Origin of the sequence: Leisingera aquaemixtae (assembly GCF_001458395.1) — a bacterium.
GTDB classification, from domain to species: domain Bacteria; phylum Pseudomonadota; class Alphaproteobacteria; order Rhodobacterales; family Rhodobacteraceae; genus Leisingera; species Leisingera aquaemixtae.
This window is the reverse complement of the sequence record NZ_CYSR01000021.1, coordinates 138807-162622: the sequence shown is the minus strand read 5'-3', so window position 1 is coordinate 162622 and position 23816 is coordinate 138807. Positions and strand designations below refer to the sequence as shown.

The following is a 23816-nucleotide window of genomic DNA, read 5'->3' as shown; positions in this document are numbered from 1 at the left end:
GCGGCCTCAGGTGCCCACGTCGGGGCCGTAACACAGCATCTCGTTGCCGATGTCTTCGGCCTCATAAAGCTCGGTCGCGGCTGGATCATCCTCGAACCGGGCTGTCAGCCCGCCGGGGGTGAGCTCAAAGGTCCAGCACTGCGGATCATCGCGGTTGTCATAGACGAAACAGATCTGGCCCGCTTCCTCGTACCAGCTGCCGTCCTGGCATTTGCCGTCCAGGAAGGACCAGACCACGCGGCGGCCCGGCAGGTAGCGTTCGACCCCGTAGAGGGAGCCGCCAAAGCCATAGAACAGCGTGCGGCCCTGGGTGTAGCGGTCGAATTCCGCGGCGCCAAGCGGCTCCCCTGCCGCCAGCGGGGCGGGCAGGGCTGCCAGCAGAAGAATCATCAAGGAGCGCATGAGGCCACTGTGCCTCAGGACCGGCGCCGGCGCCAAGCGTTGCGTGTTTCTGCGCAGGCTCCCGCTGGGTCACCTTTGACGGCACGCGGCCTGCAGGAACAGAGTGGCGGAAAATCAAAGGGGAGGCAGGAGATGGCGGCGGAACTGATGCTATGGGCAGGGGCTGCGGCCTGCGCTTTGGTTTATCTGGCCATGGCAGCGCAGCCGCCCGGTTTGCTGCGCAGTGTGCTGAAAACGGCATCGGTCGCTTTGCTGGCGCTGGCGGCGCTGCTGGCGGGGGCGCCCTGGCCGCTGGCGGCTTCGCTGGCGCTGTGCGCGCTAGGGGATCTGTTCCTGTCGCGCGACGGTGAGGGGGCGTTCATGGCGGGGGTCGGCGCCTTTGCGGCCGGGCATTTGGCCTATGCGGTGCTGTTCCTGACGCAGGAGGCAAGCGATCCGGCGCGGCTGCTGCAGATGCCGGGGGCAATCATCGCGGCGGTTCTGCTGCTGCTGGGGCTGGTGATGGCGCGGATCCTGGCGCCGCGCGCCGGGGCGCTGAAAGGGCCGGTGCTGGCCTATATCCCGATCATCCTCGGCATGGGGGCGGCGGCGCTGACGCTGCCGTCCGGCACCTGGGTCTTTGCCGCGGCCGCGGCCTTCATGCTGTCGGACATGGTGCTGGCGGCGGAGACCTTTGTCTTGCCGGAAGATCATCCGCTGCGCCGGATCACGCCTTATGCGGTCTGGCCGCTTTACTGGGGGGCGCAAGCGGGCTTTCTGGCGGCATTTTCCTGATCTCCGCGACGCGTTGCGCTTTGCACTCCGGCCCAATCCGCATTAGGTGAGGGGCAGACCCTTTTGCGGAGACCAAGATGGCGTTTTTCTCAAAGCTCAAGGAGCGGCTGTTCAAATCCTCCTCCAAGCTCGAGCAGGGGCTCGATGCGATTGTCGAGGAGGGCGCGGAGAGCGCTGCGGATGAGGCGGCGGAGGCCCTGCCTGAGTCGCTGGCTGAGTCTCTGGCAGCGTCCCCGGCAGTGACGCCGGAGCAGCCCGCCCCGGCGCCGGTTCCGCAGCCTGACTCCGTGGCCGAGCCGGAGCCTGCGTCCGAACCTGCGCCCGCGCCGGAACCGGCAGCGGCCCGCGAACCTGCGCCGCAGGCGGGACCGGAGCCTGAGAAGAAATCTCCGGGCCTCCTGGGCCGTCTGATGGGCCGCGGCACCGCCGCCGCCGAGCCGCGCCGGGCGCTGGATGACGACATGCTGGAGCAGCTGGAAGAGCTGCTGATCGCCGCTGACATGGGCGTGGACACTGCGCTGCGGGTGACCGCCAACCTGGCCGAGGGCCGGATGGGCAAGAAGGTCTCCAGCCGCGAGATCAAGGAACTGCTGGCGCAGGAAGTCGCGCGCATCATGGAACCGGTCGCAAAGCCCTTGCCGATCTATGCCAAGCGCCCGCAGGTGGTGCTGGTCGTGGGGGTCAACGGCTCCGGCAAGACCACAACCATCGGCAAGCTGGCCAGCCAGTTCAAGGGGGCGGGAAAAAAGGTGGTGATTGCCGCGGGCGATACCTTCCGCGCCGCCGCCGTCGAACAGCTGCAGGTCTGGGGCGACCGGGCCGGCGTGCCGGTGCTGACCGCGCCAGAAGGCTCCGATCCTGCGTCGCTGGCGTTTGATGCAATGACCAAGGCGCAGGAGGACGGTGCCGACCTTTTGATGATCGACACCGCAGGCCGGCTGCAGAACCGCGCCGACCTGATGGAGGAGCTGGCCAAGATCGTCCGGGTGATCCGCAAGAAGGACGAGACCGCGCCGCACAATACCCTGCTGGTGCTGGACGCCACCACCGGCCAGAACGCGCTGAGCCAGGTCGGCACCTTCCAGCAGCTGGCCGATGTCTCCGGCCTGGTGATGACCAAGCTGGACGGCACCGCCAAGGGCGGCGTTCTGGTGGCGCTGGCCGACAAGTTCGGCCTGCCGATCCACGCCATCGGGGTGGGTGAGCAGATCGACGATCTGGCCCCCTTCGATCCGGAAGAATTCGCCGCTGCGCTGACGGGTTTGGAGAAATCCTGATCCTTTATTCATCTGGCTGAAAATATCCCGGGGGTCCGGGGGCAGAGCCCCCGGCGCTTTCCTCCCGCGCAAAGGCATTTGATTTGAGCGATTGGCTGATCTCCCTGGAGGGCACCGAGGCCGGGCATCAAGCCGCGCTGTTTCTGGCCATCTGGGCTGCCTTTCTGCACGCGGTTTTCGGGGCGCTGCAAAAGGGGCGGCATGATCCCTGGCTGTCGCGCGGGGCGATCGACTTTTCCTACTGTGTGATGGCGGCGCCGTTTGCGCTGTTCGTGGTGCCCTGGCCGGAGCCGCATATGTGGCTGATCTTTGCTGTCGCCTGGGCGATCCACGTCTTCTACAAGCTGTTTCAGGCGCTGGCCTATACCAAGGGCAGCTATACCGTGGTCTACCCGGTGGTGCGCGGGACCGGGCCGCTGTTCACGGTGATCGGCTCCTTCTTTCTGTTCGGCGAGGTGTTCACCCTCGTGCAGTGGCTGGGGGTGGCGGTGCTGTTGGCGGGGATCTTTGGCCTTGCGGGATACAACTACCGCTACCTGACGGTGAACCGCGACACGCTGGGGATTGCGCTGGGGCTGGCGGTTGTGACCGGGTTGTTTGTGGCCGCCTACACCACATATGACGCCTATGGCATCCGGGCGACGGCGGATCCGTTCACCTTCCTGGCGTGGTTTTTCATGATCGACGGGCTGGTGTTTCCGGTGATTGCCTTCACCCGCTGGCGCAGCATGGCGGAACCGCCCGCACCGGGGCCGCTGATGGTCCGGGGGGTCTTTGGCGGGCTGGTGGCCTTTGCCTCCTTTGGCGCCATCATGCTGGCGACGCGGCTGGACAAGGTGGGGGAGGCGGCGGTGCTGCGCGAGACCTCCACCGTGTTTGCCGCCCTCATCGGCTGGCTGGTGCTGAAGGAAACTGTGGGGCCGCGGCGGATTGCCTTGATGGCTTTGATCGCCCTGGGCGCCGTGATAGTGGAAATGGGCGGCTGAGACCGCCGCGAGAGCATTGAGGAGGCCCCATGGCCGCAAAGAAGATCAACCCGACTCTGAAGATGGTGCTGGAACTGGGACCCGTGGTCCTGTTCTTCATCGGCTATCTGAAGCTGAAGGATGAGGTGTTTCTGATCGGCGGCAGCGAATACAAGGGCTTCATCGTCATCACCGCGGCCTTCATTCCGCTGATGGTGGTGTCCACGCTCGCGCTGTGGAAGCTGACGGGGCATCTGTCGCGGATGCAGTTTGCCACGCTCATTCTGGTGGTGCTGTTTGGCGGCATGTCGGTGTGGTTCAACGACGACCGGTTCATCAAGATGAAGCCGACGATGCTGTATCTGCTGTTCGGCGGATTGCTGGGGCTGGGGCTGATACGCGGGCAAAGCTGGCTCAAGGTGGTGATGGAGGAGCTGATGCCCTTGAAGCAGGAGGGCTGGATGATCCTGACCCGGCGGCTGTGCGCCTTCTTCTTTGGCCTCGCGGTGGCCAATGAGCTGATCTGGCGCAGCCAGAGCACCGAGACCTGGGTCTATTTCAAAACCTTCGGCCTGCCGGTGGCGATGTTTGCCTTTTTCATGCTGCAGGGGCAGCTGTTCCAGAAATACAGCGACGAGGAAGAGGCCGGCCCGGCGGAGTAACCCCCGGCGGCAGCGGCGGGCTCCCGCGCCTTTGCCCCGCATCAAAGATGCGGCGCAAAGCCTTGGGCCGGGCAGCGCACCTGCGGTGCGCTGCGGTTGCGCGCTTTACCGGTCTTGCCCGAATATCACCTGCTGCGCCTTGCTGTCCGCCCGCAGGTCCGCGTGCAGCGCCCGGCCCGCCACCACGCCGGGGCGCGACCACATCAGATCCAGCCAGCGGGCCAGATGCGGCTTGTCCTCCAGGGTTTGCTGCTGGCCCTCCCATAAGGACGCCCAGGGCCAGATGGCCATGTCGGCAATCGTACAGTCCGCTCCCGCCACATATTCGTTCTCCGCCAGCTGCCGGTCCAAAACGCCATAGAGGCGGGCGACCTCGCTGCGGTAGCGGTCCTTGGCATAGGGCAGGTCCTCCGAGGCGTATTTCAGGAAGTGATGCGCCTGGCCCGCCATCGGGCCGACGCCGCCCATCTGCCACATCAGCCATTGATCCACCCTGAGCCGCGCGCGTTCGTCCGCGCCGTAGAATTGCCCGGTCTTGCGCGCGAGGTACTGGAGGATGGCGCCGCTTTCGAACAGGGAGACCGGCGCGCCGCCCGGCCCGTCCGGATCTATGATCGCGGGCATCCGGTTGTTGGGGGAGATCTTCAGGAACTCCGGCGCGAACTGGTCGCCCTTGCCGATGTCGATCAGGGTGACGTCATAAGGCAGGCCCATCTCCTCCAGCGCGATGGAGATTTTCCAGCCATTTGGTGTCGGCCAGTAAAAGAGCCGGATCGGGTCCTGCATCGCGTGCCTCCGTCTGTATGCCCGGCCACAGGAGCATGGGGCGCGGGGCCGGGCAAGGGGCATTGGCGCTCACATCGCTGTGACCCTGGCGGGTGGCGTGCGGGGATCCAGCCGCTTGACCGAATCCCGCAAGATGCGTAAAGCCGCTGCATCACATCGTGGCGATTTGTTACCGGATTGCGGGCCACGTTAAACAATCCCGCTAAAGAGGTCAGGACGTGAAGGACCCCCTTTCGCTTGGCCGATTGGGGGTTTTTTGTGCGCTATGGGCGCGAGGAGACTGAAGATGAGCGACACCTGGAACAGCCGCACCAAGCTGGTGCATGCAGGCACCCGCCGCAGCCAGTACAACGAGGTCAGCGAAGCGATCTTTCTGACCCAGGGCTTTGTCTACGAGACTGCCGAGCAGGCAGAAGCGCGGTTCATCGAGACCGGCCCGGATGAGTTCATCTATGCCCGCTACGGCAACCCGACCGTCGATATGTTCGAAAAGCGCATCGCGGCGCTGGAAGGGGCCGAAGACGCCTTTGCCACCGCCTCCGGCATGGCGGCGGTCAACGGCGCGCTGACCTCGCTGGTGAAGGCGGGCGACCACATCGTCTCGGCCAAGGCGCTGTTCGGCTCCTGCAACTATATCCTGGCGGATGTGCTGGGCCGCTTCGGAGTGGAGGTGACGTTCATTGACGGCACCGACCTTGACGCCTGGAAGGCCGCCGTGAGCCCGGACACCCGGGCGGTGTTCTTCGAGAGCATGTCGAACCCGACGCTGGAGGTGATCGACATCAAGGCGGTGGCTGAGATCGCCCATTCGGCCGGCGCCACGGTGGTGGTGGACAACGTGTTCTCGACCCCGGTGTTCTCCAACGCGATCCAGCAGGGCGCCGATGTGGTGATCTATTCCGCGACCAAGCATATCGACGGTCAGGGCCGGGCGCTGGGCGGGGTGGTGCTGGGCACCAAAGACTACATCCGCGGCACGCTGGAACCCTACATGAAACACACCGGCGGCTCCTTGAGCCCGTTCAATGCCTGGGTGATGCTGAAGGGGCTGGAGACCCTGTCGCTGCGGGTCAATGCCCAGGCGGAGACCGCGCTGAAGATTGCCGAGGCGCTGGACGGCCATCCGGCGCTGGAGCGCACCATCTATCCGGGGCTGAAAGGCCATGCGCAGAACGCGCTGGTGCAGAGCCAGCTGGGCGGCAAGGGCGGCACTGTCTTGTCGCTGGACCTGAAGGGCGGCAAGGCGGCGGCGTTCAAGTTCCTGAACGCGCTGACCATCCCGGTGATCTCCAACAATCTGGGCGATGCCAAGTCGATCGCCACCCACCCGGCGACCACCACCCACCAGCGCCTGAGCGACGCATTGAAGGCGGAGCTGGGCATCACGCCCGGCCTGGTGCGCTTCTCGGTCGGACTGGAGGATGCCGACGACCTGATCGCTGACATCAAGGCCGCGCTGGAGGCCGCGCAGGCCTGAGATCCGGCAGAATTTCATCTTTCCCGAAATACTCTCGGGGGTGAATTGAGCCGGAAGGCTCAAGAGGGGGCAGACAGCCCCCTCTCTCTTTTCGGCGCATTCGGGTCAGGAGGCGCGGCCGTAGAAGCCGATGTTTTCCGCGTCGGTGAAGCGCACGCCGGGGCGTTCGTAGGAGGTGAAGACAGCGATCACCCGCGTCTTGCCGCCTTTGACCGTACCCACACGGTGGGGCGAGTTCTTGCCGCGGAAAATGTTCAGAGTGCCGGGGGCCAGGATGATCGAACGCATGTTGGGGTCCTCCCCCCGCAGCAGCCGCTCGACGCCCGCGTAATTCGGGTCGCCGTCACTGCGCAGCTCAGGGCTGTAGATGAATTCGCCGCCTGCCTCGGGCGCTTGCAGCAGCATGGTGGTGGTGAATTCGGAACGGTCGAAGTGCCAGTTCAGCGCCTGCTCCGCCCCGTAGGACATGATGTTCAGCCGCGCCAGCGGGTCGTCCATGGTGTAAAGCGCGGGCTTGTCCATGGTGGCGGCCAAGAACTCCGCAAAGGGCGGCCAGTCGTAAAGCCGCAGAACCGGCGAGCCGGGGAACTGGTCGGCGCAGAGGGTGAAGTTCGAGGTCTCGACCTTCTGCAGCGCCGGGTGGTCCGGCGCCAGCCCCTCGACACGGTCCTTGAAATAGATGTTGTGGGCGCGCTTGTGGTGGAAGCTTTCGGTCTCAAACTTGCCTTTCAGCGCGTCGGCGGCGGCTTGCGCCACCTCCGGCTTCATCAGCCCGTCGAGGCTGAACATGCCGTCACGGGCCAGTTCGGCGCGGCAGCGGTCCACCAGCGCCTGCCATTCCGGGCTGCCGGGGCGGTCGAGCGGGTAACGGTCGAGATCAAGAATGTCGCGCATGGGGTGTTCCTTAGGGGTTTTGGGCTTTTCCCAAGCCTGCGCGCGGGGCGGGGGTCTGACCACTGTAAAATATCTTGGCGAGCATAAGAAAAACTTGCACTGTGCGGCCATGAAACTGCCGCCGCTCAATGCCCTGCGCGCCTTTGAGTGCGCCGCCCGGACCGGGAGCTTTTCGGCTGCGGGGGCGGAGCTGGGAGTGAGTTCGGCGGCGGTGTCGATGCAGGTCAAGAACCTGGAGGAGTGGCTGGGGCTGACGCTGTTCACCCGCCGCGCCAATCAGGTGCGGCTGACCGATGCGGGGCGGGACTACTATCAGCGGGCCGCGGTCTCGCTGGCGGAGATAGCGAGCTTTACCGAGGCGCTGACCGAGGGCGGCACCCGGCGTCCGCTGGTGATTTCGGCCACGCCGGCGCTGGCGCAGCTGTGGCTGCCGGAGCGGCTGAAGCTGTTTGCGCAGGCGCGGCCAGATTTGCCGGTGCGGCTCAGGATCGAGGATGACAGGATTGATCTGGAGGCTGAGGGCATTGATGCCCGGCTGACCTATGGCGGTGAGCATCCCGAGCACCGCACGCAGGTGCTGTTCAAGGACCGGCTGGTGCCCGTCGGGGCGGACCCGCAGGCCGATCTGCGCAGCGCGCCGCTGGTCGAGGTTGCCTGGGGCGAGACGATATCGTCGGTTCCGGGCTGGCGGGCGTATTTTGCGCAGCACGGGATTGAACGCCAAGACCTCTCGCCTGCGGTCATAGGCCAGTCGGTGCCCTCGGTGGTGTCGCTGGTGCAGGCGGGGCTGGGCATTGCGCTGCTGCCGGAGCAGGTGGCGGGCGGCGAAATCCGGGCGGGCAGGCTGCACCGGCTGCCCGGTCCGGCGCTGGAGATGGCGCGGCCCTATGTCCTGGTCACGGCCCATTACAAGTCGCGTTCGCGGCGGTTGAGCGCGCTTGCTGAGGCGTTGGGGGTCCGTTAAGGCGCCGGTTCTGCCGCAAATGGCGGATCCGTTTTGATAATTGCCGCGTAACAGTATATGAGGGTGGCCTGCCGCACCCTATATGGGCCGTATCACTTGGGGGAGACGCCGATGAACATTCACAACCGCGACGCTGTTGAGGCGCCGGACCGCGAGGCAGCTGCCGCCGCGCTGGATGTGCTGCGGGCCTGGGCCGGCACTGTGACCGAGACCGAGATTGCCGAGCTGGATCCGGCCGTTGCGCGGCTGCTGCCCGGCCGCGAGGTCGGCAACTACCCCGAGCTGTCGCGGCAGTACCCCGAGGACTTCAAGTCGGACGAGGCTTACCGCGCGACGCTGCCGGATCTGCAGAACGGGCCGACCAGCCTGATCCGCGGCGCGAAGGAGCAGATCCAGCATGTGGGGATCTCCAACTTCCGCCTGCCGATCCGCTTTCACACCCGCGACGACGGCGATCTGACGCTGGAAACCAGTGTGACCGGCACCGTGTCCCTGGATGCGGGCAAGAAGGGCATCAATATGTCCCGGATCATGCGCACCTTCTACAAGCACGCGGAGCGCACGTTCAGCTTCGAGGTCATGGCCAGAGCGCTGGATGACTACCTGAGCGATCTGGACAGCCCGGATGCGCGCATCCAGATGCGGTTTTCCTTCCCTGCAAGGGTGGAAAGCCTGCGCTCGGGCCTCAGCGGCTACCAGTATTACGACTTTGCGCTGGAGCTGGTGGACCACGACGGGGTGCGCGAGAAGATCATGCACCTGGACTATGTCTATTCCTCGACCTGCCCGTGCTCGCTGGAACTGTCGGAGCACGCCCGCCAGGCGCGCGGCCAGCTGGCGACGCCGCATTCGCAGCGCTCTGTCGCGCGGATTTCGGTGCAGTCGGTGCCGGGCAGCCAGTGCCTGTGGTTCGAGGACCTGATCGAGCTGTGCCGCAAGGCGGTGCCGACCGAGACCCAGGTGATGGTGAAGCGCGAGGACGAGCAGGCCTTTGCCGAGCTGAACGCTGCCAACCCGATCTTTGTCGAAGATGCGGCGCGGCTGTTTTGCGAGGCGCTGCAGGGCGATCCGCGGATCGGCGATTTCCGGGTGGTGGCCAGCCATCAGGAAAGCTTGCACAGCCATGATGCCGTCAGCGTGCTGACCCAGGGCCCGCTGTTCAAGGCGATGAGCCTGGACCCGAAACTGTTCGCGACCCTGATCCACCACGGCTGAGCCGGACGCGGCCCTGCCTGTTGTGCAGGCAGGTTTCCGCCTGAATCGGCCCTGCGGCGCGGCATTTTCTGCATTGCCGCAAAATTTATGCCGCTGCGCAGAAACGCATGTTAGCCTGCCTTGCGAATCCCCCGGTTATCCTGCCGGGGGCAGGGGAGCTTGTGCGCAGGTGTCTGCAATTGACGGCCCGGATTCTGCTGTACCCGGCCCGGTGCTGAACCGGCGGCCGCTCCCTGTTACCTTTGCCCGGAGATCGCAACGCAGACCCGGCGCGAGGCCAGTGCAGGACTTGAGGAGTATCAGATGACGAGCTTTCACCATATTGCCGGTTTCACGGCCCGGGCGCATGAATGGGCCGGCTTTGCAGCCGGTATGCAGCTGAAGCTGTGGCGCCAGGCGGCAGAGGCCGCGCTGCAGGCCCCCTATGAGCAGATGCGGATGGCGCATTCAATGCTTGAGGCGCAACGGCGGCTGATGGGGGCAAACCCGGCAGCCGCGGAGACCGCACCGGCGGCCAAAGCGGACGTGAAGGCGGACACCGCAGCGGAGCCCGAGGCGGAAGCCGCAGTCAAGGCGGCGCCCCGCAAGGCACCGGCTGCCAAGACGGCCCGGAAAGCGGCCCGCAAGACCGCAACCCGCAAGCCTGCCGCGCGAAAGGCCCCGGTCCGTGCAGCGGCGGCAAATACGGCGGCGAAGCCGGAGCAGGCAGAACCGGCCGCGGCGCAGCCCGCCAAAGCGGCAGAGGACAAACAGGCCGCCAAGCAAGACGGACCGGCTGCCGGAGCCGGAATGAAAGAGGCGCCTGCGGTGTTCCGCGCCTCCTCCGCCCGCAAGAGCGCGCCGGAACAGGCCGCCAAGGCGGAAGGAACACCCGCGGCCAAGCCCGCCGCAGCACCTGCCGCAGCGCCGCAAGCAAAGGCCGCTGAGGCAAAGGCGCAGGAGATAAAGGCAGTTGAAGCAAAGGCCGCGGCGCCTGAAGCAAAAACGCCTGACGCAAAAGCGCCGGAGGCAAAGGCGGCTGAAGCAAAGGTGCCAGAAACAAAGGCGCCGGCAGCAAAGGCGCCTGAGGTGAAAACAGCAGAGGCCAAAGCACCCGAGGCAAAAGCCCCAGCCGCGGAGGCGCAAGCTCCTGCCAAGGCAGAGGCAGCCCAATCCGGTTCTGCGAAGCGGCCGCGCCAGCCGTCCTCACTGCCGAAGATGCCGCAGCGCAACGCCGCGGGCAAAAGCGGCCGCGGCGAATAGCGCCGCACACTTGACACTTACCGCGCGGGGGGCCAACGCTGCGCCGCATGTTGGATCTCCGCCCGGTTGGGTATGTCATCGGCCTGCTGGTCGTCATCTTGGGAGCCATGATGGTGTTCCCGCTGCTGGTCGACCTGCTGGACGGCCGCGGCGAATGGCATGTATTTCTCGAAAGCGCAGTGTTCACCATCCTGGTGGGCGGCCTGCTGGCGCTGAGCTGCGCCAACGGGGTGAAGGAGGGGCTGAGCATTCGCCAGACCTTCCTTCTGACCACGACGGTCTGGCTGGCGCTGCCGCTGTTCGGGGCGGTGCCGCTGATGCTGGGAGCCACCGAGCTGCGGTTTGTCGATGCCTTTTTTGAGGCGATGTCGGGGCTGACCACCACCGGATCGACGGTGATTTCGGGACTGGATGATCTGCCGCGCGGGCTGCTTTTGTGGCGCGGCATCCTGCAGTGGCTTGGCGGTATAGGCATCATTGTGGTTGCGATGGTGTTCCTGCCCGAGCTGCGGGTCGGGGGGATGCAGATCTTCAAATCCGAAAGCTTTGACACCTTTGGCAAAATCCTGCCGCGCGCGCAGGCGATCGCCAAGCAGATCTCGCTGATCTACGTGTCGCTGACGCTGGTCTGCATGCTGGTCTACATGGTGATGGGCATGGGGCCGTTTGATGCGCTGGTGCATTCGATGACCACCATCGCCACCGGCGGCTTTGCCAATTACGATGCGTCCTTCGGCGCCTTTGCCGGGCCGGTGGAATATGCCGCGTCCGTCTTCATGATCCTCGCGGCGCTGCCGTTCGTGCGCTATGTGCAGCTGATCAACGGCCACGGCACGCCGATGCTGCTCGACAGCCAGATCCGCGGCTTCATGATGACGCTGGGGCTGCTGGTCGCGATCGCCGCGGGGGTGCTGTATTACGCGCGCCCGCACGGCGGCGAGGAAGCGCTGCGCTCGGCCCTGTTCAACATCACCTCGATCATGTCCGGCACCGGCTATGCCAGCGCCGATTACATGCAATGGGGCAGCTTCCTGGTGATGATCTTCTTTTTCACCGGGCTGATCGGCGGCTGCGCGGGGTCCACCGCCTGTTCGATCAAGATCTTCCGCTATCAGCTGCTGTTTGCCTCGATCCGCAACCAGATCCAGCGCATCCGTTCGCCGCACGGGGTGTTCATCACCCGTTATGACGGGCGCCCGGTGGACACTGAAGTGCTGAGCTCGGTGATCTCCTTCTTCATGTTTTTCGTGGTCACATTGGGCGTGGTCGCCTGGGCGCTGGCGCTGACGGGGCTGGACTTCGTCACTGCGGTGTCGGGCGCGGCCACTGCGGTGGCCAATATCGGCCCGGGCCTCGGCGATACCATCGGGCCTGCCGGGAACTTCTCCACCCTCAACGACCCGGCGAAATGGATCCTGAGCGCGGCAATGCTGATCGGGCGGCTGGAGCTGATGGCGGTCTATGCCATTCTGACGGTGCGGTTCTGGCGCGGCTGAAGGCCTGCGGATTGGCAGAAATTGCGCAAACCGGCGGTTGTGGCGGTTTGCCGCGCCGGAGGGGGCGGTTCAGCCGCAGCTTCCTTGCCGGATGGGGCTGCGCGCTCTTGCCCTTGCAGGGCCGCTCGCATATGAGGCTCGGGACCGAAACCCGCAAGCGCAGGGAGACCCGCTCCATATGCCCGTACTTGTGATGAAATTCGGCGGCACTTCTGTCGCCAACCTGGACCGCATCCGCCGCGCCGCCAAACGCGTCGGCGTTGAAGTGGCCAAGGGCTATGACGTGATCGTCATCGTCTCTGCCATGTCCGGCAAGACCAATGAGCTGGTGGGCTGGGTTGACGAAACCTCGCCGCTGTATGATGCGCGCGAATATGATGCCGTGGTGTCCTCGGGCGAGAACGTGACCGCGGGCCTTATGGCGCTGACGCTGCAGGAGATGGATGTTCCGGCGCGCAGCTGGCAGGGCTGGCAGGTGCCGCTCAAGACCAATTCGGCGCACAGCCAGGCCCGGATCGAGGAGATCCCGCCGGAAAACATTCGCGCCAAGTTTGCCGAGGGCATGAAGGTGGCTGTCGTCGCCGGGTTCCAGGGCATCAGCCCCGAGGGGCGGATCACTACGCTGGGCCGGGGCGGTTCGGACACCACGGCAGTGGCGTTTGCCGCCGCGTTCGAGGCCGAGCGCTGCGACATCTACACCGACGTGGACGGGGTCTATACCACCGATCCGCGGATTTGCGACAAGGCGCGCAAGCTGGATAAAATCGCCTTTGAAGAGATGCTGGAGCTGGCCTCGCTGGGGGCCAAGGTGCTGCAAACCCGCTCGGTCGAACTGGCAATGCGCTATAAGGTGAAGCTGCGCGTTCTGTCGAGCTTTGAGGAACAGTCCGACGAGGCCGGAACCCTGGTCTGCGACGAGGAGGAAATCATGGAATCCAATGTTGTGGCCGGTGTGGCCTATTCCCGTGACGAAGCCAAGCTGACCGTGCAGTCGGTGGCCGACCGCCCCGGCATCGCGGCCACCATCTTCACCACGCTGAGCGACGCGGGCGTGAACGTGGACATGATCGTGCAGGATATCTCCGAAGAGGGCCGCACCGACATGACCTTCTCCTGCCCGACCGATCAGGTTGTCCGCGCCGAGCAGGCGCTGCTGGCGATCAAGGAAAAGGGCGAGCTGAACTATGCCGAGCTGCTGGCCGACCGGAATGTGGCCAAGGTGTCGGTGGTCGGCATCGGTATGCGTTCGCAGTCCGGCGTGGCGGCGAAAATGTTCAAGGTGCTTTCGGACGAGGGCATCAACATCAAGGTGATCACCACCTCGGAAATCAAGATTTCGGTGCTGATCGACCGCAAGTACATGGAGCTGGCCGTGCAGGCGCTGCATGATGCGTTTGAGCTGCATAAAACCGGCTGAGCGCTGATCCTGACCTGAGAACCGACTCACTGCAAGGGCGCCCTTCCGGCGCCTTTGTTGTGTCTGGGCTGCACCGCGCTGTATTCTGCGCAGCCCCGGCAGGCGCTGCTCTGATTGCAGGCAATGCAGTAAAAACACTTGGACTTTTCAGTTCAGGGTGGGACAAGTAGGTGGAGGAGAGAGCGCTGGCGTACTACTCTGGGCGGTATCCGTTCCGGAACACCAGTCGGACGGCAGCGTGCGGGGAAACGACCTCGGGAGAGGGTGAGAATGGCCGATAGTACGGAATCCGAAAGCAGGAAGCTTCTGGGCCGATTGCGCGAGGCGATGGCGAGTGATGATGCCGGTCAGGCGCGGCTCGACAAGATCACCCATCTGATCGCCGACAGCATGGGGACCGAGGTGTGCTCGGTCTATCTGTTCCGCGATGACGAGACACTGGAGCTGTGCGCGACCCAGGGCCTGAACATCGAATCGGTGCACCAGACCCGGATGCGCATCGGCGAGGGCCTGGTGGGCCGGGTGGCGCGCTTTGGCAAGGTGGTGAACACGCCGGACGCGCCCAATGCCAAAGGTTTCCGCTACATGCCGGAAACCGGGGAGGAGCGGTATTCCTCCTTCCTGGGCGTGCCGGTTCAGCGGCTGGGCGAGATGCTGGGTGTGCTGGTGGTGCAGTCCAAGGAAGCGCGCGAGTTTTCCTCGGATGCGGTTTATGCGCTGGAAGTGGTGGCGATGGTGATCGCCGAGATGACCGAGCTGGGCGCCTTTGTCGGCGAGGGCGCGGCGCTGTCGCCGCTGCACCAGCAGGCGGTGCTGATTCACGGCACCTCCGCCCAGGAGGGCGCGGCGGAAGGCAATGTCTGGCTGCACGAGCCGCGGGTGATTGTCACCAATCCGATTGCCGATGATCCGCAGCGCGAGCTGGAGCGGCTGCACGATGCGGTGGAGGAGCTGCGGGTCGGTGTCGACAAGATGCTGGAGGTGTCGCGCAACGGCGACAAGGAGCAGCTGCAGGTTCTGGAAGCCTATAGGATGTTTGCCAATTCCAAGGGCTGGATGCGGCGGATGGAAGAGGACATCGCCCGCGGCCTGAGCGCCGAGGCGGCGGTGGAGAAGGAACAGTCCCAGGCCCGCGCCCGGATGAGCCAGGTGCAGGACGCCTATTTGCGCGAACGGCTCAGCGATCTGGACGACCTGTCGAACCGGCTGCTGCGCATCCTGACCGGCCAGGGCGCCGATACGGGCGCGGAGCTTCCGGAGAACCCGATCCTGATTGCCCGCAACATCGGCCCGGGCGACCTGCTGGAATACGGCCGCGGCCTGCGCGGGATCGTGCTGGAGGAGGGCTCCGTCGGCTCTCACGCGGCCATTGTCGCGCGGGCGCTGGCGATTCCGCTGGTGGTGAATGCCAAGCGCATCACCACCGAGGCGCTGAATGGCGACCACATCATGGTGGACGGCGACCAGGGCGTTGTGCATCTGCGTCCCGACGAAACCGTCGTTGGCGCCTTCCGCGACAAGATCGCGATGCACACTCAGGCGCAGGAGCGTTATGCCTCGATCCGCAACAAACCCGCGGTGACCACCGACGGGCAGCGCATCAACATGATGATGAATGCGGGCCTGATGGCGGATCTGCCGTCGCTGGACGGCTCCGGCGCCGAGGGGGTGGGGCTGTTCCGCACGGAGCTGCAGTTCCTGGTGCGCAACCAGATGCCCAAGCGGTCGGAGCTGAAGGCCTTGTACAAGCGGGTGCTGGATGCGGCGCACGGCAAGCCGGTGGTGTTCCGCACGCTGGATATCGGGTCGGATAAGGTGCTGCCTTACATGAAGCCCACGGATGAGCCGAATCCGGCGCTGGGCTGGCGGGCGATCCGGGTCGGGCTGGACAAGCCCGGGGTGATGCGGATGCAGCTGCAGGCGCTGCTGCGCGCCGCCGAAGGGCGGCCGCTGTCGGTCATGTTCCCCTTTGTGGCGCAGTTCGAGGAATACCGCGCCGCCAAGGCCGAGGTCGAAAAGACTATCGAGCGCGAGCGTATTCTGGGCCACGTTCTGCCTTCCGATCTGGAAGTGGGCGCGATGCTGGAGACGCCGTCGCTGGCCTATGCGCCGCAGAAGTTCTTTGACGAGGTGGCGTTTATCTCGATCGGCGGCAACGACCTGAAGCAGTTCTTCTTTGCGGCCGATCGCGAGAATGAGCGGGTGCGCCGCCGCTATGACACGCTGAACGTCAGCTTCCTGAGCTTCATTGAGCGGATCGTCGAACGCTGCGCCATCTCAGGCACGCCGCTGAGCTTCTGCGGCGAGGATGCGGGGCGCCCGGTGGAGGCGGTCTGCCTGGCTGCGATGGGCATCCGCACGCTGTCGATGCGCCCGGCCTCGATCGGGCCGGTTAAATCGCTGCTGCTGCGGGTGGATCTGGGCGAGCTGCGCAAGATCATCGCTGACGCCCGCCACCGCGGCGACCAGGCGGTGCGCCCGGCGGTGATGGAGTACCTGCGGGGGCTGTGATCCGCGCCGGGCTGTGCGGCGGGCCCGTCTGGCCGCACCGTCCGGGTCGCGTGCCAGTGCGTTTTACCTTCGTGAAGCGGCCCGGGATCCGGGACGCGGGGGTTTCCTGCAGCCATTTGCTTCAAGCTTAAAACTTTAGGCTTGAAGTTTTTCCGGACCCCCCTATCCTGATCGCCGTAAACAGCGCTGAGCGGGAGGGGATGGTCATGAAAGTCGTCTGTCTGGGGGGAGGGCCTGCCGGCCTCTACTTTGCGATCTCGATGAAACTGCGCCAGCCGGAGGCTGAGGTCACGGTGGTCGAGCGCAACAAGGCGGATGACACCTTTGGCTGGGGCGTGGTGCTGTCGGATGACGCGCTGGAGAACCTGAGCGCAAACGACCCCAAAAGCGCGGCGGCAATCCGGGAGAGCTTTGCCTATTGGGACGACATTGCGGTTGTCCATGACGGCACCCGCACGGTGTCGGGCGGCCACGGCTTTGCCGGGATCGGACGCAAGAAGATGCTCTTGCTGCTGCAGGACCGCGCGCGGGAACTGGGCGTGAACCTGCAGTTTGAAACCGTTGCCAGGACTGCGGCCGAATATCAGAAAGAATACGATCTGGTGGTTGGCTGCGACGGCTTGAATTCCAGTGTCCGCAATGAGTTCGCGGAGCATTTTAAACCGGAAATCGATGTGCGGCCCTGCAAGTTCATCTGGCTGGGCACCCATCAGAAATTCGATGATGCCTTCACCTTCATCTTCGAGAAGACCAAGCACGGCTGGATGTGGATCCACGCCTATCAGTTCGACGCCGATACCGCGACAGTGATCGTCGAATGCTCTGCCGAGACCTGGGAGGCCTGGGGGTTTGAGGGCATGAGCAAGGAGGAGATCATCCGCACCTGCGAGGAGATCTTTGCCGATCATCTGGACGGTCACGCGCTGATGTCGAACGCGGCGCATCTGCGCGGGGCGGCGGTGTGGATCAACTTCCCGCGGGTGCTCTGCGAGAAGTGGCATCATGAGAATGTGGTGCTGCTGGGCGATGCGTCGGCCACCGCGCATTTCTCCATCGGGTCGGGGTCGCGGCTGGCCTTTGACAGCGCGATTGCGCTGGCGGAACTGGTCAGCACCGAGCCGTCGCTGGAGCGCGCCTTCGAGCGCTATCAGGAGGAGCGGCGGCTGGATGTGCTGCGGCTGCAATCGGCGGCGCGCAATTCGCTGGAGTGGTTCGAGGAGGTCGAGCGCTACCTGGACATGGATCCGGTTCAGTTCAATTATTCGCTGCTGACCCGCTCGCAGCGGATTTCCCATGAAAACCTGCGCCTGCGCGATGCGGAGTGGCTGCAAAGCGCCGAGAAGTGGTTTCAGGACAAGGCGGGCGCGCCTGCGGATGCGCCGGTGCGGCCGCCGATGTTCGCGCCCTATGCCTTGCGCGGTATGGAGCTGAAGAACCGCATCGTGGTCTCCCCCATGGCGCAGTACAAGGCGGTGGAGGGCTGCCCGACCGACTGGCACCTGATCCATTACGGCGAGCGCGCCAAGGGCGGGGCGGGGCTGGTTTATACCGAGATGACGTGTGTCTCGGCGGAGGGGCGGATCTCGCTGGGCTGCCCGGGGCTTTACGCGCCGGAGCATGAAGCGGCGTGGAAGCGGCTGACGGATTTCGTCCACGGTGAGACCAGCGCAAAGATCTGCTGCCAGATCGGCCACTCGGGCCGCAAGGGCTCAACCCAGCTGGGCTGGGAGGAGATGGATGCGCCCTTGCCTGACGGGAACTGGGAGACGGTCTCGGCTTCAGCGATCCCGTGGTCGGACAACAACCCGGCACCGCGGGAAATCTCACGCGCGGAAATGGATGCGATCAAGGCGGAATTCGTGGCTGCAGCGCAGATGGCGGAGCGCGCCGGGTTTGACATGATCGAACTTCATGCGGCGCATGGCTATCTTATTTCGTCCTTCATCTCGCCAAAATCGAACATCAGGCAGGATGAATACGGCGGCAGCCTCGAAAACCGCCTGCGCTACCCGCTGGAGGTGTTCCAGGCGATGCGCGCGGTCTGGCCGGAGGACAAGCCGATGTCGGTCAGGATCTCCGCCAACGACTGGGTCGGCGACGAAGGCGTGACACCCGAGGAGGCAGTGGAGATCGCCAAGGCCTTCACCGCCGCCGGTGCCGATATCATTGACGTCTCTGCCGGGCAGACTTCGACTGATGCGCAGCCGGTTTATGGCCGCATGTTCCAGACGCCGTTTTCCGACCGCATCCGCAACGAGGCCGGGATTGCCACGATGGCGGTTGGCAACATCTATGAGGCGGATCATGCTAACTCGATCCTGATGGCGGGGCGGGCGGATCTGGTCTGCGTCGGCCGCCCGCATCTGGCTGATCCCTATTGGAGCCTGCACGAGGCGGCGCGGATCGGCGACAGGCATGGCGAGTGGCCGCTGCCCTATCACGCGGGCCGCGATCAGCTGTGGCGGCTGGCGGACCGAGAGGCGGAGGTGATCCGGGCATGAGCGTGGACGGCAGACATGCGGTGATTTCCGGCGGCGGCTCGGGCGTCGGCGCGGAGCTTGCCGCGCGGTTTGCCGCGGGCGGCGCCAAGGTCACAATCCTGGGCCGCCGCATGGACCCGTTGCAGGAGGTGGCGGACCGCACGGGCGCGTTCGCCGCTGTGTGCGATGTGACGGACAGGGCGGCGCTGGATAGGGCGCTGAGTGAGGCAGTAGAGGCCAACGGGCCGGTCAGCATTGCGCTGGCCAATGCCGGTGCTGCGCCCTCCAAACTTTTTGAGCGGATGACCACCGGGGATTTCGAGGCGGCGCTGTCGGTCAATCTGACCGGCGTCTTCAACCTGTGGCAGGCCTGTCTGCCGAGCATGAAAGACCAGGGCTGGGGGCGGCTGATTGCCGTGGCCTCTACCGCCGGGCTGAAGGGCTATCCTTACGTCTCCGGTTATTGCGCGGCGAAGCACGGGGTTGTCGGCCTGACCCGGGCGCTGGCGGTGGAGCTGGCGAAAACCGGGGTGACGGTGAATGCGATCTGCCCGGGTTTCATTGAAACGCCGCTGCTGCAAAGATCGCTGGACAATATCGTGGCCAAGACCGGCATGACAGCGGAGCAGGCGGCGAAGTCCCTGCGCCGGGGCAACCCGCAGGACCGCTTCATCCAGCCGGAAGAAGTGGCAGAGGCGGCGCTGTGGCTGGCCAGCGCAGGCGCAGGATCGGTCAACGGCAGCGCGCTGCCGATTTCGGGAGGGGAGATTTGAGCACAACTTCGAAAGACCGGCTGCGGCTGTGGCTGAAGGTGCTGAAGGCCACCAAGGCGGTGGAGAGCGAAGTGCGCGAGAACCTGCGCCGTGATTTCGCAACCACGCTGCCGCGGTTCGATGTGATGGCGGCGCTGATGCAGCACGACAAAGGCCTGAAGATGAGCGAACTGTCGGGGGTTCTGAAAGTCTCCAACGGCAACGTGACCGGCATTGTCGAGCGGCTGGTCGAGGACGGCCATGTGCTGCGCGAGAAGGTCGAGGGCGACCGGCGCGCCAACCTGGTGCGGCTGACCCCGGCGGGCAAGGCGGAGTTTGCCCGGCAGGCGGACGCGCATGAAGGCTGGATCAACGCGGCCTTTGACGGGCTGACCGCGGATGAGGCGCAGAGAATAACAGAAAGCCTGGACGCGGTTGCGCGGCGTCTGGAAAACGGAGGCAAGGCGTGATGCTGAACACGGACCCGAAACACTTCCTGTGCCGGATCGAAGACGGTGTGGCCACCGTCTCGCTGGACCGGCCGGAGCGGAAGAACCCGCTGACCTTCGACAGCTACGCGGAGCTGCGCGACTGGTTCCGGGATCTGCACTATGACGATACGGTCAAGGCGGTGGTCTTTGCCTCCAACGGCGGCAACTTCTGCTCTGGCGGCGATGTGCATGACATTATCGGGCCGCTGACAAAGATGAGCATGAAGGAGCTTTTGGCGTTCACCCGGATGACCGGCGATCTGGTCAAGGCAATGGTGAATTGCGGCAAGCCGGTGATTGCGGCGATTGACGGGATCTGCGTTGGTGCGGGCGCGATCATCGCTATGGCCTCTGACATCCGGATCGCGACGCCAGAGGCGAAGACCGCGTTTCTGTTCACGCGCGTCGGTTTGGCGGGCTGCGATATGGGCGCCTGCGCAATCCTGCCGCGGATCATCGGCCAGGGCCGGGCGGCAGAGCTGCTGTACACGGGCCGCTCGATGAGCGCCGAGGAGGGACTCGCCTGGGGCTTTCACAACAAGCTGGTTGCGGCGGATGCGCTGGAAGCAGAGGCGCAGAGCTGGGCGGAGCGGATCGCGGCGGGGCCGAACTTCGGGCATATGATGACCAAGACCATGCTGGCGCAGGAATGGTCTATGTCGATCGAACAGGCGATCGAGGCAGAGGCGCAGGCGCAGGCGATCTGCATGCAGACCGCGGATTTCGAACGCGCCTATCATGCCTTCGTGAAGAAGGAAAAGCCGCTGTTTGAAGGCGACTGAGCCGTGACACGGCTGGAGCCTGCGCCGGAGGAGGGCGCCGGTGCCTCCGGCGGGAGTATTTTGGGAAAGATGAAACGGGCGGCAGCCTGTTCAGCGGGAGGAAACGCGGATGGCGGACAAGAGCTTTCTAACCTGGCCGTTCTTTGAGGACTGGCACCGTGCCCTGGCGGCGGAGCTGGACGAGTGGGCCGGGGCGCATCTGGGTGGGATTGATCATTCGGACACGGATGCGGCCTGCCGGTCTCTGGTGGCGGCGCTGGGTGCGGCGGGCTGGACCCGGCACAGCGGTGCCGAAGCCGGTGAGACCTTGGATGTGCGCACGCTGTGCCTGATCCGCGAGACGCTGGCGCGCCATGACGGGCTGGCCGATTTCGCCTTTGCCATGCAGGGGCTGGGGACGGGGGCGATTTCGCTGTTCGGCACCCCGGAGCAGCAGGCGGAATGGCTGCCGCTGACGCGGGCGGGCAAGGCGATTTCGGCCTTTGCCCTGACCGAGCCGCAGTCAGGGTCGGATGTGGCGAATTCCACCATGACCGCCACTCTGGACGGCGATCATTATGTGCTGAATGGCGAGAAGACCTGGATCTCCAACGGCGGGATTGCCGATGTCTACACGCTGTTTGCCCGCACCGGCGAGGCGCCGGGGGCCAAGGGGCTGTCGGCCTTTATCGTGCCCGCAGGTTTGCCGGGTTTTGAGGTTGTTGAGCGCCAGCAGGTGATCGCGCCGCACCCGCTGGCGACGCTGCGGTTCACCGATTGCCGCATCCCGAAATCGGCGCTGCTGGGGCAGCCGGGGCAGGGGTTCAAGATCGCGATGTCGGTGCTGGATGTCTTCCGCTCCACTGTGGCGGCGGCGGCGCTGGGCTTTGCCCGCCGGGCGCTGGATGAAGCACTGCAGCGGGTGAGCGAACGCACGGTGCAGGGCGCGCCGCTGTTTGAGTTGCAGATGGTGCAGGGCCATATCGCCGACATGGCGCTGGATGTGGATGCCAGCGCGCTGCTGGTCTACCGCGCCGCCTGGGCCAAGGATTCCGGTGCCGCGCGGGTCACGCGGGAGGCAGCGATGGCCAAGCTGTTCTCCACCGATCAGGCGCAGCAGGTCATCGACAAGGCGGTGCAACTGCATGGCGGCGACGGTGTGCGCCGCGGGCAGAAAGTGGAGGAGCTGTACCGCGATATCCGGGCCTTGCGCATTTACGAGGGGGCCTCGGACGTGCAGCGGGTGGTGATCGCGCGCCAGGCGCTGGGTGCCTTTCAGGGAGGGAATTGAGATGCTGGGACCAACGGCCCATGTAGACACATTCACCCGGGACAACCTGCCGCCGGCGGACCAGTGGCCGGAGTTCCTGCTGGAGGGCTTCGACTATCCCGAATACCTGAATGCAGCGGTCGAACTGACCGATGCGATGGTGGAGAAGGGCTTTGGCGACCATACCGCGCTGATCGGCAACGGCCGCTACCGCACCTACAAGGAGCTGGCCGACTGGACCAACCGGCTGGCGCATGTTCTGAGCGAGGATCTGGGCGTGAAGCCCGGCAACCGCGTGCTGATCCGTTCGGCCAACAACCCGGCCATGGTGGCCTGCTGGCTGGCGGCGACCAAGGCGGGCGCGGTGGTGGTCAACACCATGCCGCTGCTGCGCAAGGGGGAGCTGGCCAAGATCGTCGACAAGGCCGAGGTGTCGCACGCCCTGTGCGATACCCGTCTGAAGGATGAGTTGGTCGCCTGCGCCAAGGAGTCGAAGTTCCTGAAAACGGTTGTGGGCTTTGACGGTACCTCCAACCACGATGCGGAACTGGACCGGCTGGCGCTGGAAAAACCGGTGACCTATCAGGCGGTGAAAACCGGCCGCGATGATGTTGCGCTTCTGGGCTTTACCTCTGGCACCACCGGCTCGCCCAAGGCGACGATGCATTTTCACCGCGATCTGCTGATCATCGCTGACGGCTATGCCCGCGAAGTGCTGGATGTGCAGCCTGAGGATGTGTTTGTCGGCTCGCCGCCGCTGGCCTTCACCTTTGGCCTGGGGGGGCTGGCGATCTTTCCCTTGCGGTTTGGCGCGGCGGCAACGCTTCTGGAAAACGCTTCGCCGCCGAACCTCATCGAGATCATCGAGAAATACAAGGCAACGGTCTGCTTTACCGCGCCGACTGCCTACCGGGTGATGCTGCGGGCGATGGAGGAGGGGGCGGATCTGTCGTCGCTGCGGGCCGCGGTCTCCGCTGGCGAGACGCTGCCTGCGCCGGTTTATCAGGAGTGGATGGAGAAAACCGGCAAACCGATGCTGGACGGGATCGGCGCGACGGAGCTCTTGCATATCTTCATCACCAACCGGTTCAGCGACCACCGCCCGGCCTGCACCGGCAAGCCGGTGAGTGGTTATCAGGTGAAGGTGCTGGATGCAGACGGCAACGAGGCCCCGCGCGGCGAGGCCGGGCGGCTGGCGGTGAAGGGGCCGACCGGCTGCCGCTATCTGGCGGACAGCCGTCAGGCGGATTACGTGAGGGATGGCTGGAACATCACCGGCGACAGCTTCATCCAGGACGCGGACGGCTATCTCCATTTCGCCGCGCGCAACGACGACATGATTGTCTCGGCCGGCTACAATATTGCCGGGCCGGAGGTGGAGGCGGCGCTCTTGGCGCATGAGGCGGTGGCGGAATGCGCCGTGGTCGGTGCTCCGGATGAGGCCCGCGGCGAGATCGTGCAGGCGCATGTGGTGCTGGCCGAAGGGCAGGTGCCGTCGGAGGAACTGGTCAAACAGCTGCAGGACCACGTGAAGGCGGTGATCGCGCCGTACAAGTATCCGCGCTCGGTGGTGTTCACCGGCGCGCTGCCGAAGACGGAGACCGGCAAGATCCAGCGGTTCCGGCTGAAGAGCTAGCTGTGGCGGGTATCATTTGCAGATCCCCCTGGCGGCCGCCTTGCCGCCGGGTGGTTCGATGCTGCGCAGAGCGCGTGCGACCTGTGCGGCTGCAGCGCTTTGGGATGTCACGGAATTTAGGGAACTAAGGTGGAGGCGAGTACCGGATTTTATCCGAGAAAGCTGATTTTCATGCAAGCCATTGATTTTAAACATTAAAAAAGCATATCGCGTTTGACCGCAATGTCAGATCTAATGTCGGTGACTTAATCTGAAGCATGATGGGGTGCCGGAGTGCCAGAGACCCTTTGCGGTGTATTGCCACAACCTGGAAACGTTGTTGCAGATTTTGTCTGCTTAAAATA

Annotated in this window: 20 protein-coding genes and 1 riboswitch; of the genes, 17 read left to right on the top strand and 3 right to left on the bottom strand. The window is 64.9% G+C overall.

What is annotated here, in order from left to right; genetic code table 11:
• Positions 1–6 precede the first annotated feature (6 nt).
• The gene (locus tag PHA8399_RS09315; protein WP_058285875.1) at positions 7–402 is read right to left on the bottom strand and encodes a hypothetical protein; all 396 of its coding nucleotides are present in this window, start codon (positions 400–402) and stop codon (positions 7–9) included.
• A 132-nt stretch (positions 403–534) separates the two neighbouring features.
• Between PHA8399_RS09315 and PHA8399_RS09310 the strand changes: the two genes are divergently transcribed.
• From PHA8399_RS09310 to PHA8399_RS09295, 4 genes are all read left to right on the top strand, one after another.
• Positions 535–1176, top strand: coding sequence for a lysoplasmalogenase family protein (locus PHA8399_RS09310; protein WP_058285874.1), 642 nt, complete (start codon positions 535–537; stop codon positions 1174–1176).
• A 77-nt stretch (positions 1177–1253) separates the two neighbouring features.
• Entirely contained in the window at positions 1254–2453 is a 1200-nt protein-coding gene (ftsY, locus tag PHA8399_RS09305; protein ID WP_058285873.1) for a signal recognition particle-docking protein FtsY, read from the top strand.
• A gap of 83 nt (positions 2454–2536) precedes the next feature.
• On the top strand, positions 2537–3439 hold the full coding sequence (locus tag PHA8399_RS09300; protein WP_058285872.1) for an EamA family transporter: 903 nt from the start codon (positions 2537–2539) through the stop codon (positions 3437–3439).
• A gap of 29 nt (positions 3440–3468) precedes the next feature.
• The gene (locus PHA8399_RS09295) at positions 3469–4080 is read left to right on the top strand and encodes an inner membrane-spanning protein YciB (protein ID WP_058285871.1); all 612 of its coding nucleotides are present in this window, start codon (positions 3469–3471) and stop codon (positions 4078–4080) included.
• 105 nt (positions 4081–4185) lie between these two features.
• On the opposite strand, the gene PHA8399_RS09290 is transcribed toward PHA8399_RS09295, so the two are convergent.
• Positions 4186–4866: a glutathione S-transferase N-terminal domain-containing protein gene (locus PHA8399_RS09290; protein WP_058285870.1), complete on the bottom strand. Its 681-nt coding sequence runs from the start codon at positions 4864–4866 to the stop codon at positions 4186–4188.
• Between the two features lie 148 nt (positions 4867–5014).
• Positions 5015–5093: riboswitch (SAM riboswitch) on the top strand.
• Positions 5094–5152: 59 nt separating this feature from the next.
• On the opposite strand from PHA8399_RS09290, the gene metZ reads away from it, so the two are divergent.
• Positions 5153–6343 (top strand): O-succinylhomoserine sulfhydrylase, encoded by a 1191-nt coding sequence (gene metZ, locus PHA8399_RS09285; RefSeq protein ID WP_058285869.1) that lies wholly within the window; start codon positions 5153–5155, stop codon positions 6341–6343.
• A gap of 105 nt (positions 6344–6448) precedes the next feature.
• Here the strand turns inward: metZ and PHA8399_RS09280 are convergent, their stop codons facing one another.
• The gene (locus PHA8399_RS09280; RefSeq protein ID WP_058285868.1) at positions 6449–7237 is read right to left on the bottom strand and encodes a HalD/BesD family halogenase; all 789 of its coding nucleotides are present in this window, start codon (positions 7235–7237) and stop codon (positions 6449–6451) included.
• A 109-nt stretch (positions 7238–7346) separates the two neighbouring features.
• Here PHA8399_RS09280 and PHA8399_RS09275 point away from each other — a divergent pair, with 109 nt between their 5' ends.
• From PHA8399_RS09275 to PHA8399_RS09220, 12 genes are all read left to right on the top strand, one after another.
• Positions 7347–8201, top strand: a complete 855-nt coding sequence (locus PHA8399_RS09275; RefSeq protein WP_058285867.1) for a LysR substrate-binding domain-containing protein — start codon at positions 7347–7349, stop codon at positions 8199–8201.
• A gap of 111 nt (positions 8202–8312) precedes the next feature.
• On the top strand, positions 8313–9416 hold the full coding sequence (gene folE2 / locus PHA8399_RS09270; protein ID WP_058285866.1) for a GTP cyclohydrolase FolE2: 1104 nt from the start codon (positions 8313–8315) through the stop codon (positions 9414–9416).
• Positions 9417–9719: 303 nt separating this feature from the next.
• A complete protein-coding gene (locus tag PHA8399_RS09265) occupies positions 9720–10658 on the top strand; it encodes a hypothetical protein (RefSeq protein WP_058285865.1) in 939 nt (312 codons plus the stop codon).
• Positions 10659–10705: 47 nt separating this feature from the next.
• Entirely contained in the window at positions 10706–12154 is a 1449-nt protein-coding gene (locus PHA8399_RS09260; protein ID WP_058285864.1) for a TrkH family potassium uptake protein, read from the top strand.
• Positions 12155–12332: 178 nt separating this feature from the next.
• The gene (locus PHA8399_RS09255; RefSeq protein WP_058285863.1) at positions 12333–13571 is read left to right on the top strand and encodes an aspartate kinase; all 1239 of its coding nucleotides are present in this window, start codon (positions 12333–12335) and stop codon (positions 13569–13571) included.
• A gap of 270 nt (positions 13572–13841) precedes the next feature.
• Entirely contained in the window at positions 13842–16082 is a 2241-nt protein-coding gene (gene ptsP / locus PHA8399_RS09250; RefSeq protein ID WP_058285862.1) for a phosphoenolpyruvate--protein phosphotransferase, read from the top strand.
• A 206-nt stretch (positions 16083–16288) separates the two neighbouring features.
• Positions 16289–18583 (top strand): bifunctional salicylyl-CoA 5-hydroxylase/oxidoreductase, encoded by a 2295-nt coding sequence (locus tag PHA8399_RS09245; protein ID WP_058285861.1) that lies wholly within the window; start codon positions 16289–16291, stop codon positions 18581–18583.
• Positions 18580–19335 (top strand): SDR family NAD(P)-dependent oxidoreductase, encoded by a 756-nt coding sequence (locus PHA8399_RS09240; protein ID WP_058285860.1) that lies wholly within the window; start codon positions 18580–18582, stop codon positions 19333–19335. Before PHA8399_RS09245 ends, PHA8399_RS09240 begins: the two co-directional genes overlap by 4 nt.
• A complete protein-coding gene (locus PHA8399_RS09235; RefSeq protein WP_058285859.1) occupies positions 19332–19784 on the top strand; it encodes a MarR family winged helix-turn-helix transcriptional regulator in 453 nt (150 codons plus the stop codon). The genes PHA8399_RS09240 and PHA8399_RS09235 overlap by 4 nt, the downstream gene beginning before the upstream one ends.
• On the top strand, positions 19784–20587 hold the full coding sequence (locus PHA8399_RS09230) for an enoyl-CoA hydratase family protein (protein WP_058285858.1): 804 nt from the start codon (positions 19784–19786) through the stop codon (positions 20585–20587). Before PHA8399_RS09235 ends, PHA8399_RS09230 begins: the two co-directional genes overlap by 1 nt.
• 109 nt (positions 20588–20696) lie before the next feature.
• The gene (locus tag PHA8399_RS09225; RefSeq protein WP_058285857.1) at positions 20697–21857 is read left to right on the top strand and encodes an acyl-CoA dehydrogenase family protein; all 1161 of its coding nucleotides are present in this window, start codon (positions 20697–20699) and stop codon (positions 21855–21857) included.
• A 1-nt stretch (position 21858) separates the two neighbouring features.
• A complete protein-coding gene (locus PHA8399_RS09220) occupies positions 21859–23472 on the top strand; it encodes an AMP-binding protein (RefSeq protein ID WP_058285856.1) in 1614 nt (537 codons plus the stop codon).
• Positions 23473–23816: the final 344 nt, after the last annotated feature.